Annotated in this window: 18 protein-coding genes; 12 read left to right on the forward strand and 6 right to left on the reverse strand. The window is 66.3% G+C overall.

Features of this window, described 5'->3' with window-relative positions; all coding sequences use genetic code 11:
• Positions 1-7: 7 nt before the first annotated feature.
• The 5 genes from CGX12_RS09865 to pspA are packed head-to-tail and all read right to left on the reverse strand — an operon-like array spanning position 8 to position 3,691.
• On the reverse strand, positions 8-1,006 hold the full coding sequence (locus CGX12_RS09865; RefSeq protein WP_094039716.1) for a YcjF family protein: 999 nt from the start codon (positions 1,004-1,006) through the stop codon (positions 8-10).
• Positions 1,003-2,406, reverse strand: coding sequence for a YcjX family GTP-binding protein (locus tag CGX12_RS09870; RefSeq protein WP_094039717.1), 1,404 nt, complete (start codon positions 2,404-2,406; stop codon positions 1,003-1,005). Before CGX12_RS09870 ends, CGX12_RS09865 begins: the two co-directional genes overlap by 4 nt.
• The gene (gene pspC, locus CGX12_RS09875; RefSeq protein WP_094039718.1) at positions 2,403-2,792 is read right to left on the reverse strand and encodes an envelope stress response membrane protein PspC; all 390 of its coding nucleotides are present in this window, start codon (positions 2,790-2,792) and stop codon (positions 2,403-2,405) included. Before pspC ends, CGX12_RS09870 begins: the two co-directional genes overlap by 4 nt.
• Positions 2,777-3,010 carry an envelope stress response membrane protein PspB gene (gene pspB, locus CGX12_RS09880; RefSeq protein WP_094039719.1) on the reverse strand — a complete coding sequence of 78 codons (234 nt, stop codon included), beginning with the start codon at positions 3,008-3,010 and terminating at the stop codon, positions 2,777-2,779. The genes pspC and pspB overlap by 16 nt, the downstream gene beginning before the upstream one ends.
• Before the next feature lie 3 nt (positions 3,011-3,013).
• Positions 3,014-3,691 (reverse strand): phage shock protein PspA, encoded by a 678-nt coding sequence (gene pspA, locus CGX12_RS09885; RefSeq protein ID WP_094039720.1) that lies wholly within the window; start codon positions 3,689-3,691, stop codon positions 3,014-3,016.
• Positions 3,692-3,891: 200 nt separating this feature from the next.
• On the opposite strand from pspA, the gene pspF reads away from it, so the two are divergent.
• Genes pspF through CGX12_RS09915 form a run of 6 tightly spaced genes read left to right on the forward strand, consistent with a single transcriptional unit; the run spans position 3,892 to position 10,134 of the window.
• A complete protein-coding gene (gene pspF / locus CGX12_RS09890; protein ID WP_094039721.1) occupies positions 3,892-4,899 on the forward strand; it encodes a phage shock protein operon transcriptional activator in 1,008 nt (335 codons plus the stop codon).
• 2 nt (positions 4,900-4,901) lie between these two features.
• Entirely contained in the window at positions 4,902-6,500 is a 1,599-nt protein-coding gene (locus CGX12_RS09895; protein ID WP_094039722.1) for an ABC transporter substrate-binding protein, read from the forward strand.
• A 2-nt stretch (positions 6,501-6,502) separates the two neighbouring features.
• On the forward strand, positions 6,503-7,465 hold the full coding sequence (locus tag CGX12_RS09900) for an ABC transporter permease (RefSeq protein ID WP_094039723.1): 963 nt from the start codon (positions 6,503-6,505) through the stop codon (positions 7,463-7,465).
• Entirely contained in the window at positions 7,449-8,342 is an 894-nt protein-coding gene (locus CGX12_RS09905; RefSeq protein ID WP_094039724.1) for an ABC transporter permease subunit, read from the forward strand. Before CGX12_RS09900 ends, CGX12_RS09905 begins: the two co-directional genes overlap by 17 nt.
• Complete coding sequence (locus tag CGX12_RS09910; protein WP_094039725.1) at positions 8,342-9,343, forward strand: peptide ABC transporter ATP-binding protein; 1,002 nt, start codon at positions 8,342-8,344, stop codon at positions 9,341-9,343. Before CGX12_RS09905 ends, CGX12_RS09910 begins: the two co-directional genes overlap by 1 nt.
• Positions 9,340-10,134 (forward strand): peptide ABC transporter ATP-binding protein, encoded by a 795-nt coding sequence (locus CGX12_RS09915; RefSeq protein ID WP_094039726.1) that lies wholly within the window; start codon positions 9,340-9,342, stop codon positions 10,132-10,134. The genes CGX12_RS09910 and CGX12_RS09915 overlap by 4 nt, the downstream gene beginning before the upstream one ends.
• A 4-nt stretch (positions 10,135-10,138) precedes the next feature.
• Here CGX12_RS09915 and miaE read toward each other — a convergent pair whose 3' ends face one another.
• A complete protein-coding gene (gene miaE, locus CGX12_RS09920) occupies positions 10,139-10,900 on the reverse strand; it encodes a tRNA isopentenyl-2-thiomethyl-A-37 hydroxylase MiaE (RefSeq protein WP_438273033.1) in 762 nt (253 codons plus the stop codon).
• A gap of 145 nt (positions 10,901-11,045) precedes the next feature.
• Between miaE and CGX12_RS09925 the strand changes: the two genes are divergently transcribed.
• The 6 genes from CGX12_RS09925 to CGX12_RS09950 all read left to right on the forward strand — a co-directional run.
• Positions 11,046-12,068: a GGDEF domain-containing protein gene (locus tag CGX12_RS09925; protein WP_094039728.1), complete on the forward strand. Its 1,023-nt coding sequence runs from the start codon at positions 11,046-11,048 to the stop codon at positions 12,066-12,068.
• 178 nt (positions 12,069-12,246) lie between these two features.
• A complete protein-coding gene (gene rbsD / locus CGX12_RS09930) occupies positions 12,247-12,666 on the forward strand; it encodes a D-ribose pyranase (protein ID WP_094039729.1) in 420 nt (139 codons plus the stop codon).
• A 7-nt stretch (positions 12,667-12,673) separates the two neighbouring features.
• Entirely contained in the window at positions 12,674-14,176 is a 1,503-nt protein-coding gene (gene rbsA, locus CGX12_RS09935) for a ribose ABC transporter ATP-binding protein RbsA (protein ID WP_094039730.1), read from the forward strand.
• Positions 14,173-15,141, forward strand: a complete 969-nt coding sequence (gene rbsC, locus CGX12_RS09940) for a ribose ABC transporter permease (protein WP_094039731.1) — start codon at positions 14,173-14,175, stop codon at positions 15,139-15,141. The genes rbsA and rbsC overlap by 4 nt, the downstream gene beginning before the upstream one ends.
• Before the next feature lie 32 nt (positions 15,142-15,173).
• Positions 15,174-16,055, forward strand: coding sequence for a ribose ABC transporter substrate-binding protein RbsB (gene rbsB, locus CGX12_RS09945; protein ID WP_094039732.1), 882 nt, complete (start codon positions 15,174-15,176; stop codon positions 16,053-16,055).
• A gap of 170 nt (positions 16,056-16,225) precedes the next feature.
• The coding region (locus CGX12_RS09950) for a PfkB family carbohydrate kinase (RefSeq protein WP_254918257.1) at positions 16,226-16,756 on the forward strand (531 nt) is incomplete at its 3' end.

The following is a 16,756-nucleotide window of genomic DNA, read 5'->3' on the forward strand; positions in this document are numbered from 1 at the left end:
TGCCTCCTTACCGGCTCCTGCTCATCAGTTTAGCCACCTTGTCGACCAACGCCCGGCGGATGCCGCCCAGCTGTTTTCTTTCGTCCCCCTGCCAGGGCACCGGACGGCAAAAATCCATGGCCTGCAGTCCCAGGCGGGCGGTGAGCAGGCCGGCACCCACGCCCTGGCCGGCCCGGGCCGACAGCCGTCCGGCCAGCTCCAGCCCGAGCAGATCCATGCCCATGTCGAGGGCCGCCTCCGAGGCGCCCACATAGAGCATGTGCCGGAGCAGGCGGCGGATCAATCGCCAGCGGCTGAGTGCCCCCAGGCGGATGCCGTAGCAGGCGCTGATGTCCTCGATCATCCGCAAGTTGCGCCACAGCACCAGCAGCATGTCCACCGCCGCCAGGGGGCTGGCCGCCACCATCACCGCCGCCTCGCCGGACCACTTCAGCACCCGGGCCCGGGCCTGGCGATCCTGGCTGGCGAGCACCTGCCGGCTGTAGAGGGCCAGCACCTCCGCGTCCTGCTCCTGATCGGAAAGCTGCCTGAGCCAGCCCTGGTAGGCATCCGACTGCTCCAGGCCGCCCTGGCGGGCCAGTTGCTCGCAAAAAGCCTTGGCCCGGCCGTTGCCCTGCCCGGCCAGCAGTTGCTCGGCCCGGGCGCGCAGGGCGGATACCCGCTCCAGGGAACGCAGCAGGCGCAGCTCCCGCCACAGGCTGCCCAGGGCCGCCAGCGCCAGCAGGCCGACGGCCAGGCTCCAGGCGGCCCCCAGCAGCAGGCTGTCCTGCCAGGTCTGCCACAGCTGGATGGCGGAGTGCACCAGCAGCAGCAGGAGCAGCAACAGGGCGCCGCTCCACCACAGCCAGTGCCGGCGGCGGGGTCGCAGGCCCTCGACCAGGGGCGGCGCCGGCGTGTCGTCCAGCGCGATAAAATCGTCCTGCTCCAGTTGCCGGCCCGGGCGCAGGGGCGCCTCCTCGGGTCCTGGCAGCGGGCTGTCCAGTATCACCTTGCTTTTCAGTGTCACGATAATTTGTCTCCCAGCAGGAAAGCCAGCGCCTGATCCAGGCGCAGATGGGGCAGCGGCGCCTCCGGCCGCCACTCGGGCGGGGCGAACTCGGTGAAGTCGAAGCCCCGCCGTTGCCAGAAATCGTCGCCGGGCAGGGCCTCGGGCACTTCGCCCGGATAGAGGGTCACCGGGGCGAGGTCCTCCAGCCGGCGCCCCTGCAGGGCGGGGATCTCCTCGCCCTGGTGCCGGACCCGGCCGCTATGGGTGGCCTTGATCGAGGCCAGGGCCAGGGTATGGATGTCGATGCCGGACAGCCGGGCCTGGCGATGGCCGCCGCGCACCAGGGTGCCCAGCAGCCGGGTCAGGCGGCCGTGCTGATCCGGGGTCAGGTGGTCGGCCTTGGTGGCGGCGAACAGCAGCTTGTCGATGCGCGGGGCGAACAGCCGCCGCCACCAGCCGCTCTTGCCGTATTCGAAGCTCTGCAGTATGGCGTCCAGCGCCCGGCCCAGATCGGTGAAGCTCCCCGGCCCCCGGTTGAGCGGCGTGAGGCAGTCCACCAGCACGATCTGCCGGTCGAAGCCGGCGAAGAATTCCCGGTAGAAGCCGGCGACCAGGTGCTTCTTGTAGTGTTCGAAGCGGGCCTCCATCATGCCGTGGTGCTGCTGCTCGCCCAGGCCGGTGCCCACCTCGCCCCACACCCAGGGCACGAACTGCAGCATGGGCGCACCCTGGTATTCGCCGGGCAGCACGAAGCGCCCCGGCTGCACCAGGTAACGGCCCAACTCCCGCTTGCAGTCGTGCAGCCAGCGGGTATAGGCGGCCGCCAGCGGCGCGATGCGCGCGTCCTCGGCGGGGCCGTCGGGAGCCAGCCCCTCGCCCATCCGCAGCCAGGGGCCGGCCAGTTCCCGCAACGCCGGCTCCCGCAGCAGCTCGCGCTGCTGGCCGCTCCACTGGGCGTAGCTCATCGCCAGCAGCGGCAGATCCAGCAGCCACTCGCCCGGGTAGTCGACGATTTCCAGGTAGAGGGTGGCGTTGTCGTTGAGCCGGCGCTTGAGCCGGTTTTTGGGTCGGTACTTGATGGCCAGGGTGATCTCGCTGATGCCGCGGGTGGGCTCGGGCCAGGCCGGCGGCGTACCCGCCAACTGACCGAGGGCCGCCTCGTAGCCGAAGGCGGGCACATGGTGGTGGCGGCTCGGCACCCGTTTGATGCCGAGCAGGCGTCCTTCCGCCGCCGGCGGCCAGTGGGGCAGGCGGGCGTCCAGGCCGGCGTGCTCCAGCTGGTTGACCAGGCTGGTGATAAAGGCGGTCTTGCCGCTGCGGCTCAGGCCCGTTACCGCCAGCCGCAGCCGCTGATCCAGGCCGCGCTGTACCCAGGCGCCGGCCTTGTGTCGCCACTGGGTCAGTGCCGCCTTGCTCATTTATCCTCGCGCAGGTCGTTGAATTCCCGGCGCAGGCGGAACTCCCGGGAGGTCAGCAGTTGCTCCATCTCCGCCACCCGGCCGTTGAGCCGCCGGAGCTTGCCTTCCAGCTTGTCCAGCGCCTCTTTCGGCGACAGCCCCGACTGCCAGCCGGCGCTCTTTACGTGGGCCGGTTCGGGCTCCGGCTGATCCGGCCTGTCCTCCAGCAGCAGCCAGGCGGCCATGTACAGCACGAAGGTGAGAAAGCTGGCGAACACCAGGCCGGTGACCGCCAGCACCCGCACCAGCCAGGGCTCGACCCCGGCCTTGCGGGCGATGCCGGCGCACACGCCGCCGAGCTTGCCATTGCGCTTGTCGCGATACAGGTTCATCAGGGTCGACGCCATCCCGGTACCTCCTGGTCCAAGAGCCGTTCGAGGGTTTCCACCCGTTCGGCCAGTTGATCCGCCTGAGTCAGGGCCTGCTCCAGCCGCTGGCGGGCGGACTCGTCCAGCCCGGCGTCCAGCCGGCGCTTGCTGCGGTAGTGCAGCACCAGCCAGATGGGCACCACCAAGAACAGGAAGATGTTGAGGGGGGCCACCAGGGCCCAGGCCAGTTCGGACATCGGTTATCCTCGCTCTTGTTCATCTTGGCTCTTGTTCATCCTGGCCTTGAGCTTGTCCAGCTCCCGGCTGATGGCGTCGTCCACCTCCAGCTCGGCGAAGGCCTGATCCAGCCCCTTGCTCTGGCTGTACAGATCCGCCTTGGCTTCCAGCTCGTCTATCTTGCGCTCCATCCGCTCGAACTTGTCGACGGCCGAGGCGGTCTCGCTGTGGCGCACCCGCTCCTGCACCTTGATCCGGCTCTGGGCGCTGCGCTCACGCAGCTGCATCGCCTGCTGGCGGGCGCGGGCGTCGGCCAGCTTGGCCTCAAGCGCGTTGATGGCCTCGGACAGCTTGTTCATGCCCTCCTCCACCGCCGCGCACTCCCGCTCCAGGGCCTTCAGCAGTTCGACCTGCTTGTTCTTCTCGATCAGGGCGGCCCGGGCCAGGTCTTCGCGCTCCTTGGTCAGCGCCAGTTCGGCCTTGTCCTGCCACTCCTGCACCCGCTCCCGGTGGCGCTCGATCTGGCGCAGCAGATCTTTTTTCTCGGCCAGGAAGCGGGCCAGGTTGGAGCGCTCGCGCACCAGCTCGTCCTCCATCTCCTGGATGATCAGCCGCACCATCTTGGCCGGATCCTCGGCCTTGTCCAGCAGGGAATTCAGGTTGGCGTTGATGATGTCCGCCAGTCGGGAAAATATGCTCATGGTCGTGTTCCTCCGGGCTTGGGGTTGAAGGGCCGCCCTCGCGGCCCACCTGCCCTATAGATAACAACTTATATGCCAACTTTATCGAAAACACTAATTTATTGATAAACCAATAAAATCGGAAAAATGTGTGGCCGGGCCGCTGGTCAGAGCCGGCGAATCACACTACCATTTGGTAAATTTCGCCACACAGATAAGCCATGACCGACAACGAGCTGATCGGCCAGTCCAACCCCCTGCTGGCCGTGCTGGAGCAGGTCTCCCTGCTCGCGCCCCTGGACAAGCCGGTGCTGGTCGTGGGCGAGCGCGGCACCGGCAAGGAACTGGTGGCCCACCGGCTGCACTATCTGTCTTCCCGCTGGCAGCAGCCCTTCATCTCCCTCAACTGCGCCACCCTGGCCGAGACCCTGCTCGAGACCGAGCTGTTCGGCCACGAGGCCGGCGCCTTCACCGGCGCCCAGCGGCGCCACCTGGGCCGCTTCGAGCGGGCCGACGGCGGCACCCTCTTCCTCGACGAACTGGCCACCACCAGTCCTCGGGTGCAGGAAAAGCTGCTGCGGGTCATCGAATACGGCGAGTTCGAACGGGTCGGCGGCAGCCAGCCGGTGTCGGTAAACGTGCGGCTGGTGTGCGCCACCAACCGGGATCTGCCGGCCCTGGCCAGGGGCGGAGAATTTCGTGCCGATCTGCTTGATAGACTGGCCTTCGATGTGGTTACATTGCCGCCCCTGCGCGCCAGGGGTGACGATATCCTGCGGCTGGCGGAGCACTTCGCCGTCAACCTGTGCATGGAGCTGGGCTGGCCCCTGTTCGCCGGCTTCAGCCCGGCGGTACGCGAGCAGTTGCTGAGCCACCCCTGGCCGGGCAATGTGCGCGAACTGAAAAACGTGGTGGAGCGCAGCCTGTACCGCCAGGGCCAGCCGGAAGAGCCCCTGGCCGAGCTGTACCTGGACCCTTTTGCCTCGCCCTGGCGGCCGGGCGGGCCGGTGCCGGCCGGGCCCGAGGAGACGGAAAGCCTGCCCTGCGATCTGCGGGCCTTCCTGGCCGAAGAAGAATGTCGGCTTATTGGTGCCGCCCTGGCCCGGGCCCGTTATAATCAGCGCCAGGCCGCCGAGCTGCTGGGCTTGAGCTATCACCAGCTGCGCGGCCTGTTACGTAAATACGCTTCCCTCTTGCCGGCGGGCGAGAAGGCGGAACACAAGGACTAAGCATGCGTTTATGGCTCTGCGGCCTGCTCACCCTCCTGCTGGCGGGCTGCGACACCGGTAACCGGCAGCTGGCGGCGGAAAGCCTGCTGTACTGCATCGAGGGGGCGCCGCTCACCTTCAACCCGCAGCTGGTCACCTCCTCCGAAACCCTGGACGCCACCGCCCACCAGCTCTACGACCGGCTGCTCGACATCGATCCCAACAACCAGCAGCCGATGCCGGCCCTGGCCCTGAGCTGGAGCCGGAGCGACGATGCCCTGCGCTACCGCTTCGTGCTGAGGCCCGGGGTGACCTTTCACCAGACCGCCTGGTTCAGCCCCAGCCGGCCGCTCAATGCCGAAGACGTGGTGTTCAGTTTCCGCCGGCTGATGGACCAGGGTCACCCCTACCACGGGGTGAGCGGCGGTCGCTATCCCTTCTTCGACAGCATCGGCTGGCGGGAACTGGTCCGCGAAGTGAACGCCCTGTCCAGCCACGAGGTGGAATTCGTGCTGTCCCGCCCCGACGCCTCTTTCCTCGCCAACCTGGCCACCGACTATGCGGTGGTGCTGTCGGCGGAATACGCCGAACAGCTGCTCGGCCAGGGCACCCCGCAACTGCTCGACCAGCAGCCGGTCGGCACCGGCCCCTTCCTGCTCGGCCAGTACCGCACCGACGAGTTTATCCGCTACCATCGCCATCCCACCCACTGGCGCGGCGCCGTCCGCCTCGGCCAGCTGGTGTTCGACATCACCCCCAAGTCGTCCAAGCGGCTGGCCAAGCTGCTCACCGGCGAGTGCGACGTCATGGCCCACCCGGGCACCAGCCAGCTGTCGGTGATCCGGGAGCACCCGGCCCTGGAGCTGAGCCAGGCCACCGGCATGAACGTGGCGGTACTGGCGCTCAACACCCTGAAACCGCCCTTTAACGATATCCGGGTGCGCAAGGCGCTCTCCCTGGCCCTGAACCGGGAAGACATACTGCATGCCGTCTATTTCGATATCGGATCCCTGGCCGAGTCGCTGCTGCCGCCGGTATCCTGGGGCTATCATCCCAACCTGCTGATGCCGCTGCCGGACATGAGCCGGGCCCGCTTCCTGCTGGAGCAGGCCGGGCTGGAGAAGGGCTTCGATCTGACCCTGCTGGTGCCGGCCGGCGCGCGCACCTTCAATCCGGACGGGCTCAAGACCGGCCAGTTGATCCAGCGCCGCCTGGCGGAACTCGGCATCCGGGTGCGCTTGCTGAGCCTGGAAGAGCAGATACTGCGCCGGGAGCTTATCCTCGGTGAGCAGGATGCGGTGCTCACCGGCTGGTCCGCCGACACCCCGGATCCGGACAACATGCTGCGCAACCTGCTCAGTTGCCAGGCCATCGCCGCCGGCACCAACGCCAGCCGCTGGTGCCATCCGCTGTTCGAGCGGCAGCTGGATCTGGCCCTGTCCGAACCCAGCCTGGCCAGCCGCATCCGCCACTACCAGATGGCCCAGGAGCTGGCCTTCCAGGACATGGCGATCATTCCCCTGGTACACAGCCTCAAGCTGCAGGCCCACCGCACCCCGGTGAAGGGGCTGCGCCTGCAACCCTATGGCGGCGTCGCCTTCCACCAGGCCTACAAGGAGTAGCCATGCTGCGTTACCTGCTGCGGCGGCTCAACCTGCTGCTGACCACCCTGCTGATGCTGACCCTGATCGCCTACGCCCTGGAGTACCACCTGCTGACCGATATCCGCGGCGACTTCTGGAGCGGCTACCTGGTCTTTATCCGCCAGTTGCTGGCCGGGGACTTCGGCATCTCCAGCGCCACCGGCATGCCGGTGCTGGGCGCGCTCGGCCAGTATTTCCCCGCCACCCTGGAGCTGTGCCTGGCCGCCTTCGTCATTTCCATGGTCGTCGGCGTGCCCGTCGGCACCCTGGCGGCCCTGCGCCAGGGCCGCTGGCAGGATACCCTGATCCTCACCGGCACCCTGGTGGGCTATTCGGTGCCGGTGTTCTGGCTCGGCCTGCTGCTGGTGATGTTCTTTTCGCTCAACCTGGGCTGGCTGCCGGTCTCGGGCCAGTTGAGCCTGCTGTACGACATCAGTCCGGTCACCGGCATCATGACCATCGACGCCCTGCTCGCCGAGCATCCCTACCGTTGGCCGGCCTTTCTCGACGCCCTCAGGCACCTGGTGCTGCCCTCCCTGGTGCTGGCCATAGTGCCCACCACCGAGGTGATCCGCCAAATCCGCAGCGCCCTGCTGGAGGTGATGAAGCAGAACTACATCCGGGCCGCCCTGACCAAGGGCCTGAGCGAAACCCAGGTGATGCTGCGCCACGGCCTGCGCAACGCCTTTCCCATGGCCATTCCCACCCTGGGGCTGCAGCTCGGCACCGTGCTGACCTCGGCGATGATGACCGAGATCGTGTTCGACTGGCCTGGCCTGGGCCGCTGGCTGGTGACCAGCATAGCGCTGCAGGATTATGCCGCCATCAAGGGCGGTACCCTGGCCATCGCCACCTTCACCGTCGTCGCCAACGTGCTGGTGGACATCGTTTCCACCCTGATCTATCCCACCCGGAGGAAGGCCCTTTATGCCAAGCAGGGCTAACATCTACCCCGAGCTCAAGGTGCGCTCCCCGCTGGAGCAGGCCTGGGAGCTGTTTCGCAAGAATACCCTGGCGATGATCGGCCTCTGGGGACTGGGTTTTTTGACCCTGTTTACCCTGCTCGGCCCCTGGCTGGCCCCCCATCCGCCCTATGAGCAGTTCAGCCAGGCGCTGTTGCTGCCGCCCTCCTGGGCCATCGACGGCAATATCGACTTTTTTCTCGGCACCGACGATCTGGGCCGCGACCTGCTCTCGCGGCTGATCATGGGCGCCCGCCTCACCTTCGGCAACGGCGTGCTGGTGGTGCTGGTGGCGCTGCTGGTGGGGGGGTGCATCGGCATCCTCGGCGGCATGAGCAAGGGGCTCAAGGCGAGCATCCTCAACCACCTGCTCGATACCCTGCTGTCCATCCCCTCCCTGCTGCTGGCCATCATCTTCGTGGCCATTCTGGGACCGGGGCTGTTCAATACCCTGCTGGCCATCACCCTGGCCCTCACCCCCCAGTTTATCCGCGCCACCTACAATGCGGTCTCGGACGAGATGCAGAAGGAGTACATCACCGCCCTGCGCCTCGATGGCGCCAACCAGTGGCGTATACTCAGGTTTGGGGTGTTGCCCAACCTGAGCGACACCATCGTCAGCCAGACCACCCGCGGGCTGTCTGCCGCCATCCTGGACATCACCGCCGTGGGCTTTCTCGGCCTGGGCGCCCAGCCACCCCGCCCGGAATGGGGCGCCATGCTGTCGGACGCGGTGGATCTCATCTACCTGTCGCCCTGGACGGTGATACTGCCGGGGCTGGCGATACTGCTCTCGGTGCTGGTGGTGAACATGGTGGGAGAAGGCCTGCGCCAGGCCATCAATGAGGTAATGAACTGATGCCGCTGCTGGATATTCGCAACCTGACCATCGAAATCGACACGCCCCAGGGCATGGTCAAGGCGGTGGACAAATTCAGCCTGACCCTGGCCGACGGCGAAATCCGCGGCCTGGTGGGCGAGTCCGGCTCGGGCAAGAGCCTGGTGGCCCAGACCATAGTGGGCATCGAAAAGGACACCTGGCGAGTCACCGCCGACCGCATGTACCTCGACAACATCGACCTGCAGAGCCTGTCCCCCAAGGAGCGGCGACGCATCATGGGGCGGGATATCGCCATGGTGTTCCAGGAACCCTCCAGTTGCCTCGACCCTTCCGAGAAAATCGGCGCCCAGTTGGAGGAAGCCATTCCCGCCCGCAGCTTCCAGGGCAAGTGGTGGCAACGCTGGCAGTGGCGCCGCAAGCAGGCGGTGGCCCTGCTGCACCGGGTGGGCATCCGGGATCACAAGATGGTGATGAACGCCTATCCCTACCAGTTGTCGGAAGGGGTCTGCCAGAAGGTGATGATCGCCATGGCCATCGCCAACCAGCCCAAGCTGCTGGTGGCCGACGAGCCCACCAACGCCATGGAGGCCACCAACCAGGCCCAGATACTGCGGCTGCTGGAGCGGGTGAACAAGCTCTCGGGCACCACCATACTGCTGATCAGCACCGACATGACCGCCTTCGCCAAGCTGACCCACAACATCACCGTCATGTACTGCGGTCAGACGGTGGAGTCCGGCACCCGGGAGCAGATCCTGACCCGGCCGCACCATCCCTACACCGCCGCCCTGCTGCAGATGATGCCGGATCTGGACGGCACCCTGCCGCACAAGTCGCGGCTGAACACCCTGCCCGGGGTGATCCCCCCCTTGCAAAACCTCCCCATCGGCTGCCGGCTGGGACCACGTTGTCCCAATGCCCGCAAGGAATGCGTGGTGACTCCACCCCTGGCCAAGGTCAAGGGCCATGTGTACTACTGCCATTTCCCGCTCAACATGCAAAAAGGTAAATCCAGATGAGCCAGGTGCCCCTGCTCAAGGTCGACAATCTCAGCAAGGTGTTCGTCAACCAGAGCGGCCTGTTCCGCCGCCAGCGCAAGGTCGCCTTTTACCCCCTGTCGTTCACCCTGGAGCGGGGCCAGACCCTGGCGCTGATGGGCGAGGCCGGCTCCGGCAAGAGCACCCTGGCCAAGGTGCTGGCCGGGGTGATGCCACCCACCCAGGGCAGCATCTATATCGACGGCGACAAGATAGAGCCGGGGGACGACAAGAAGCGCTGCAAGCTGCTGCGCATGATCTTCCAGGACCCCAGCACCGCCCTCAACCCGCGCAGCCGCATCGGCCAGATCCTGGAGGCGCCGCTCAGCCTCAATACCGAGCTCGACGCCGAGCAGCGGCAGGCCCTGGCCCTGGACACCCTGCGCATGGTGGGGCTGCTGCCGGATCACTACCATTTCTACCCGGGCATGATCTCCACCGGCCAGAAACAGCGGGTGGCCCTGGCCCGGGCGCTGATCCTCTCGCCCAGGATCATCGTCGCCGACGAGGCCATCTCCACCCTGGACCTGTCGGTGCGCTCCCAGATCATCAACCTGCTGCTGAGCCTGCAGAGCACCCTGGGGCTGTCCTATATCATCGTGGCCAACGATCTGGGCGTGGTGCGGCACATCAGCGACCAGGTGATCCTGATGCACGAGGGCCATGTGGTGGAAGCCGGGCCCACCGCCCGGGTGCTGGCCAATCCCCAGAGCGAACAGGGCCTGCGCCTGCTGCAGAGCTACAACAACGAATACCGCTGGCACCGGGGCTGAGGCGTCAGGCGGCCGCCGGCACCCCGCTGTGGAAGCGGAACAGAGGGTCGGGCGAGCGGATGAGTTCCGCCTCCTTCTCGCCGAAAAAGGCCACCCGTTCGTCGATGCTCTCTCCCGCATAATCCCGCGCCAACGCCAGGTAATCCTGGTAGTGGCGGGCCTCGGAGCGCAGCAGCGACACGTAGAACCGGGCCAGTTCGTCATCCAGCCAGGGCGCCAGCCGGGCGAAGCGCTCGCAGGAGCGCGCCTCTATGTAGGCGCCGATGATCAGGCGATCCACGATGGCCGCCGGTTCATGGGTGCGCACATAAGCCAGCAGCCCGCTGGCGTAGCGGGAGGCGGAGAGGGTACCGTAGGGAATGCCGCGGGCCTGCATGATCTCCAGCACCTGCTCGAAATGGTGCAGCTCCTCCTGGATAAGGCGCACCATCTTCACCAGCAGATCGTTCTTGGCCAACTCGTCGAACACCCGCCGGTTGTCCTCGGTCAGGGCCTGCTTGCCCAGCACCTCGCCCTTGTCCGGCAGGGCGTCCAGCGACTTGTAGAAATCGAGGTTGGGCAGCAGCTTGCGCTTGTCCTTCGGCAGGCAGTAGCGGCGCACCAGGCGGTGGGCGCTCATGGCCGCCTTCATCTCGCAGTTGGCGTGATCCACCAGCAGGGTGGCCAGGCGCGCGGGCCTGCGCGCCTCGGCCAGCCACTCATCCGGAGTGGGGCAATGCAAAAAGCCATGGATGGGGGCCAATAACTGACTAAACTCTGTATTCAAGGGACTGGCGTGCAAAATAAATACCTACGAACAGGGCGGCAAGTGGCAATGGAGTCAAGCGGCTTAGTGTATCAATTCGAATTTGTGGCGACAGCCAAAAAAACCATCATCCCGAACGACCGGCCGGCGCCGGCGGGCTGCCGCCATGAGCGATGACGACCTGACGCCGGAGCTGGAGCGACTGCGTTCCCTGGAAAAGACCCTGCAACTGGCGCTGGATATTGTCAGCGACGGTATCTGGGACTGGGACCGGCTCACCGGCCGGGTACGGCGCAGCGCCCGCTGGTACCTGATGCTGGGCTACGAACCCTTCAGCCTGCCGGAAACGGTGGACACCTGGCTCGGGCTTATCCATCCCGACGACCACCCCGCCACCATGGCCGCCATGCAGCGCTACCTGGACGGCGAGGCCCCCCTGTTCAGCGCCCGCTACCGCTTTAAAAAAGCGGACGGCGACTATATCTGGCTGCAGGACAAGGCCCGATTCGTGGAATACGACGAGCACGGCGAGCCGGTGCGCATGCTGGGTGCCCATCAGGACATCCACCTGCAGGTACAGGCCGAGGAAGAGCAACGCCGCGAGCAGGCCCACCTGGAGCAATTGAACCGGGAACTGGAGCGGAAAGTGCAGGAGCGCACCCGGGCACTGGCCGACGCCAATACCGCCCTCGCCCGCCAGCTCACCCTCTCCCGCGAGCAGGCCCGCACCGACTACCTCACCGGCCTGTTCAACCGTCGCCATTTCGACCAGATGCTGACCGAGGAGTGTCGCCACCAGCAGCGGGACGCCGCCCTGGTGCTGCTGGATCTGGACTACTTCAAGGACATCAACGACCGCCATGGCCACCAGACCGGGGATCTGGTGTTGCAGGCCATTCCCGCCCTGCTGCGCCCCCACCTGCGCCAGGCCGACCTGCTGGCCCGCTGGGGCGGCGAGGAGTTCATCCTCTGGCTGCCCGACACCGGCGGCCCGGACGCGGTGCGCCTGAGCGAGCGCCTGCGCCATACCCTGGCCGAACCCCGCTTCTGTCACGACATCCACCTGACCGCCAGTTTCGGGGTCGCCGTCTGCCGCCCGGGCGACGCCATCCAGCAGGTGCTGCGCCGCGCCGACGCCTGCCTCTACCAGGCCAAGCGGGAAAGGAACAAGGTGGTGGGGGAAGAATGACGCCCCCGCCTGACCCCGGGTTCCACTTTTTTGATCCGCCTCGCAGTTCCGTCACTTTTTGCTAACCAATCCGGAAATTTCCCCTACAATCTCCCCATCGAATCGATTGCGTAACCGTTTCGCTCGCAATTTCAGGTTAATTTTCGGGGCTCTTCGGCCCCTGAAACAAGGCGGTACCGTGAAGAAAATCCCTCTGCTGAACAGCCATTTATCCGCCCTGGTGGCAGGACTGGGCCACACCGACGAGATCACCCTGGCCGACGCCGGCCTGCCCATTCCCGCCGGGGTCGAGCGTATCGATCTGGCGGTGCGCCCCGGCCTGCCCGGACTGGAGGACACCCTGGCGGCCCTGCTCACCGAGCTGCAGCTGGAAGCCGTGGTACTGGCGGAAGAGATCAAGCAGGCCAGCCCCGAGCTGCATCAGCGACTGCTGGATCAGGTGGCCGGGGCGGCCGCGGCCCAGGGCCGGGACATAACGGTCGGCTATGTGGCCCATGAGCAGTTCAAGCGGCAAAACGGCCACAGCCGGGCGGTGGTGCGCACCGGCGAATGTACCCCCTACGCCAATCTCATTCTGCGCGCCGGCGTGCCCTTCTGAGGTGAGCATGGAACCCATATTGTCTCTTACCGGCATCGACAAGGCCTTTCCCGGGGTCAAGGCGCTGGATCAGGCCGGGCTCAAGGTGTATCCGGGCCAGGTGATGGCGCTGATGGGTGAAAACGGCGCCGGCAAATCCACCCTGATGAAGGTGCTCACCGGCATCTACCCGCTGGACGCGGGCGAGATCCGCTACCGGGGGCAGCCCTGCCACTTCGGGGGGCCGCGCGAATCCCAGCAGGCGGGCATCGGCATCATCCACCAGGAACTGAACCTGCTGCCGGAGCTGACCATCGCCGAGAACATCTTCCTCGGCCGGGAGCCGGTCAACGCGGTCGGCAAAATCGACTGGCGCCGGCTCTACGCCCAGGCCCAGCAACTGCTGGACCGGCTGCAGATCCGCCACTCCCCCAAGACCCGGGTCGGCGACCTGAGCATCGGTGCCCAGCAGATGGTGGAGATCGCCAAGGCACTGTCGTTCGAGGCGGCCGTCATCATCATGGACGAGCCCACCGACGCCCTCACCGATACCGAAACCAGGGCCCTGTTCCGGGTGATCGAAGAGTTGCGCCAGGCCGGTTGCGGCATCGTCTATATCTCCCACCGCCTCAAGGAGATCTTCGAGATCTGCGACCGGGTGACGGTGCTGCGCGACGGCAAGTGGATCGGCGAGGAGGCGGTGGCGGACATCGACGAGGACCGCCTTATCGAGATGATGGTGGGCCGCCGGCTGGACGAGCAGTACCCGCGCCTGGCCGTGCCACCGGGGCCGGTGGTGCTGGAAGTGGACGGCCTGTGCGGCGCCGGGGTAAAGGACGCGGGCTTCTCCCTGCGCCAGGGCGAGATCCTCGGCTTTTCCGGGCTGATGGGCGCCGGCCGTACCGAACTGATGAAACTGTTGTGCGGCGCCCTGCCCCGCACCGCCGGCAGCGTGCGGCTGGCGGGCAGGCCCTATCATGCCAAAACACCCCAGCAGGGGCTGGCGGCGGGCATTGCCTATATTTCGGAAGACCGCAAGGGCGACGGCCTCATCCTGGGGCTGTCGGTCAAGGTCAACATGAGCCTGTCGGCCCTGGCCGAACTCAGCCGGGGGCCGCAGCTCGATCACGGCGCCGAGTGCACCGCGGTGGACGACTTCATCCAGTTGTTCAACATCAAGACCCCGGGCCGGGAGCAGCTGATTGGCAATCTCTCCGGCGGCAACCAGCAGAAGGTCGCCATCGCCAAGGGCTTGATGACCCGTCCCCGGGTGCTGATCCTGGACGAGCCCACCCGCGGCGTGGATGTCGGCGCCAAAAAGGAAATCTATCAGCTTATCAACCGATTCAAACAGGAAGGCATGGCCATTCTGCTGGTGTCCTCCGACATGCCGGAAGTATTGGGCATCTCGGACCGCATTCTGGTGATGCGCGAAGGCCGCATCAGTGGCGAATTCCCGGCCCTCGGGGCCACCCAGGAACAACTGCTGGCCGCCGCCGTCGGCCAGGCTCAACAAGAGGTAACCCCATGAACGCCCCCGCCATCAATCCCGGCCGCCGCTGGTTCAGCAAGGAATGGCTGATCGCCCAGAAATCACTGATTGCCCTGCTGGTGCTGATCGGGGTGGTGTCCATGCTGAGCCCCAACTTTTTCACCCTCGACAACCTGCTCAACATACTGCGCCAGACCTCGGTGAACGCCATCATCGCCGTGGGCATGACCCTGGTGATCCTCACCGCCGGCATCGACCTCAGCGTGGGCTCGGTACTGGCCCTGTGCGGCGCCTTCGCCGCCACCATGGTGTCGATGGAATACTCCCTCTTCCTCACCCTGCCGGTGGTGCTGCTGGCCGGCTTCCTGCTCGGCGGGGTGAGCGGCGTCATTGTCGCCAAGGGCCGGGTACAAGCCTTTATCGCCACCCTGGTCACCATGACCCTGCTGCGCGGCGTGACCATGGTCTATACCGACGGCCGGCCCATCTCCACCGGTTTTTCCGACCAGGCGGATCTGTTCGCCTGGTTCGGTACCGGCTATGTGTTCGGCATTCCGGTGCCGGTATGGCTGATGGCCATGACCTTCCTCGGCGCCTGGTACCTGCTCAACCACACCCGCTTCGGCCGCTATATCTACGCGGTGGGCGGCAACGAGGCGGCGGCGCGGCTCTCCGGCATCAACGTGGCCCGGGTCAAGATGGGGGTCTACGCCCTCTGTGGCATGCTGTCGGCGCTGGCGGCCATCATCGTCACCAGCCGGCTGTCCTCGGCCCAGCCCACCGCCGGCACCAGCTACGAGTTGGACGCCATCGCCGCCGTGGTACTGGGCGGCACCAGCCTGGCCGGCGGCAAGGGCGCCATCATGGGCACCCTGGTAGGGGCGCTTATCATCGGTTTTCTCAACAACGCCCTCAACCTGCTGGACGTGTCCTCCTATTACCAGATGATCGCCAAGGCCTCGGTGATCCTGCTGGCGGTGCTGGTGGACAACAAGAACAAGTAACCCTACGCAACACAAGAGAAGGAAGCCGAACCATGAAAAAACTGACCACCCTGCTTGCCACCGCGCTCGTCGGCACCACCCTGACCGCCGGCGCCTACGCCCAGGACACCCTGGCGCTGGTGATCTCCACCCTCAACAACCCCTTCTTCGTCACCATGAAGGAAGGGGCCGAGCAGAAGGCGGCCGAACTCGGCTACAACCTCATCGTGCTCGACTCCCAGAACGATCCCGCCAAGGAGCTGGCCAACGTGGAAGATCTGAACGTGCGCGGCGCCAAGGTGCTGATGATCAACCCCACCGACTCCGATGCCGTGGCCAACGCCATCCGCCTGGCCAACCGGGCCGGCCTGCCGGTGCTGACCCTGGACCGCGCCGCCGGCCGGGGCGAGGTGGTGTCCCATATCGCCTCCGACAACGTGGCCGGCGGCAAGATGGCCGGCGATTTTATCGCCGAACGGCTGGGGCATGACGCCAGGGTCATCCAGTTGGAAGGCATCGCCGGCACCAGCGCCGCCCGCGAGCGCGGCCAGGGCTTCGCCCAGGCGGTGACCGAGCACGGCTTCAGCCTGATGGCCAGCCAGCCCGCCGACTTCGACCGCACCAAGGGCCTGAACGTGATGGAAAACCTGCTAACCGGCAACCCGGACGTGCAGGCGGTGTTCGCCCAGAACGACGAAATGGCCCTGGGCGCTCTGCGCGCCCTGCAGGCCGCCAACAAGAAAGAGGTGCTGATCGTCGGCTTCGACGGCACCGAAGACGGCATCAAGGCGGTGGAAGGAGGCCGCCTGGCGGCGACCATCGCCCAGCAGCCCGACGCCATCGGCGCCATCGCGGTGGAAACCGCTGACAAGGTGCTCAAGGGCGAGACCGTGGCCGACCATATCCCGGTTCCGCTGCAGGTGATCAGCCAGTAAGATGGCCGGCGTCCCTTCGTCACCCCCGCGCAGGCGGGGGTCCATGGGGCCTCCTTGGCACGCTGCAACCGCCCCCTGGATGCCCGCCTGCGCGGGCATGACCATGAATGCGGCCGACAGTATCCGGAATAACCAAACCCGCCTTAGCCAAGGCACAGAAGGTAACAACCATGACCCTGACCGTAGCAGGCAGCATCAATATCGATCATGTGATCCGGCTGCCCCAGTTTCCCCGCCCCGGTGAAACCCTCACCGGCCGCGACTACCGTATCGTGCCCGGTGGCAAGGGCGCCAACCAGGCGGTGGCCGCCGCCCGCGCCGGTGCAGCCACCCGCTTTGTCGCCTGCGTGGGCGAGGATGCCCTGGCCGGCAGCCTGGTGGCCGGCTTTGCCGCCGACGGCATCGACACCACCGCCATCGACACCGTCGCGGGCGTCAACACCGGCGTGGCCCTTATCCAGGTGAACGACAACGGCGAAAACACCATAGCGCTCGCCGCCGGCGCCAACGGCGAGCTGACCCCGGCCCGGCTGGAACGGCACAGCGCCGCCCTGAATTGCGAACAGCTGCTGTTGCAGCTGGAAATACCGCTCGACACCAACCTGGCCGCCGCCCGCGCCGCCAAAAAAATCCGCCGCAAGTTCCAGGGGGTGGCGATGGAACAAGATGGAGAAGGCGGGCGGCCGGCCTGCATTCCCGCG

The sequence above is a fragment of the Zobellella denitrificans genome, assembly GCF_002237365.1.
GTDB classification, from domain to species: domain Bacteria; phylum Pseudomonadota; class Gammaproteobacteria; order Enterobacterales; family Aeromonadaceae; genus Oceanimonas; species Oceanimonas denitrificans.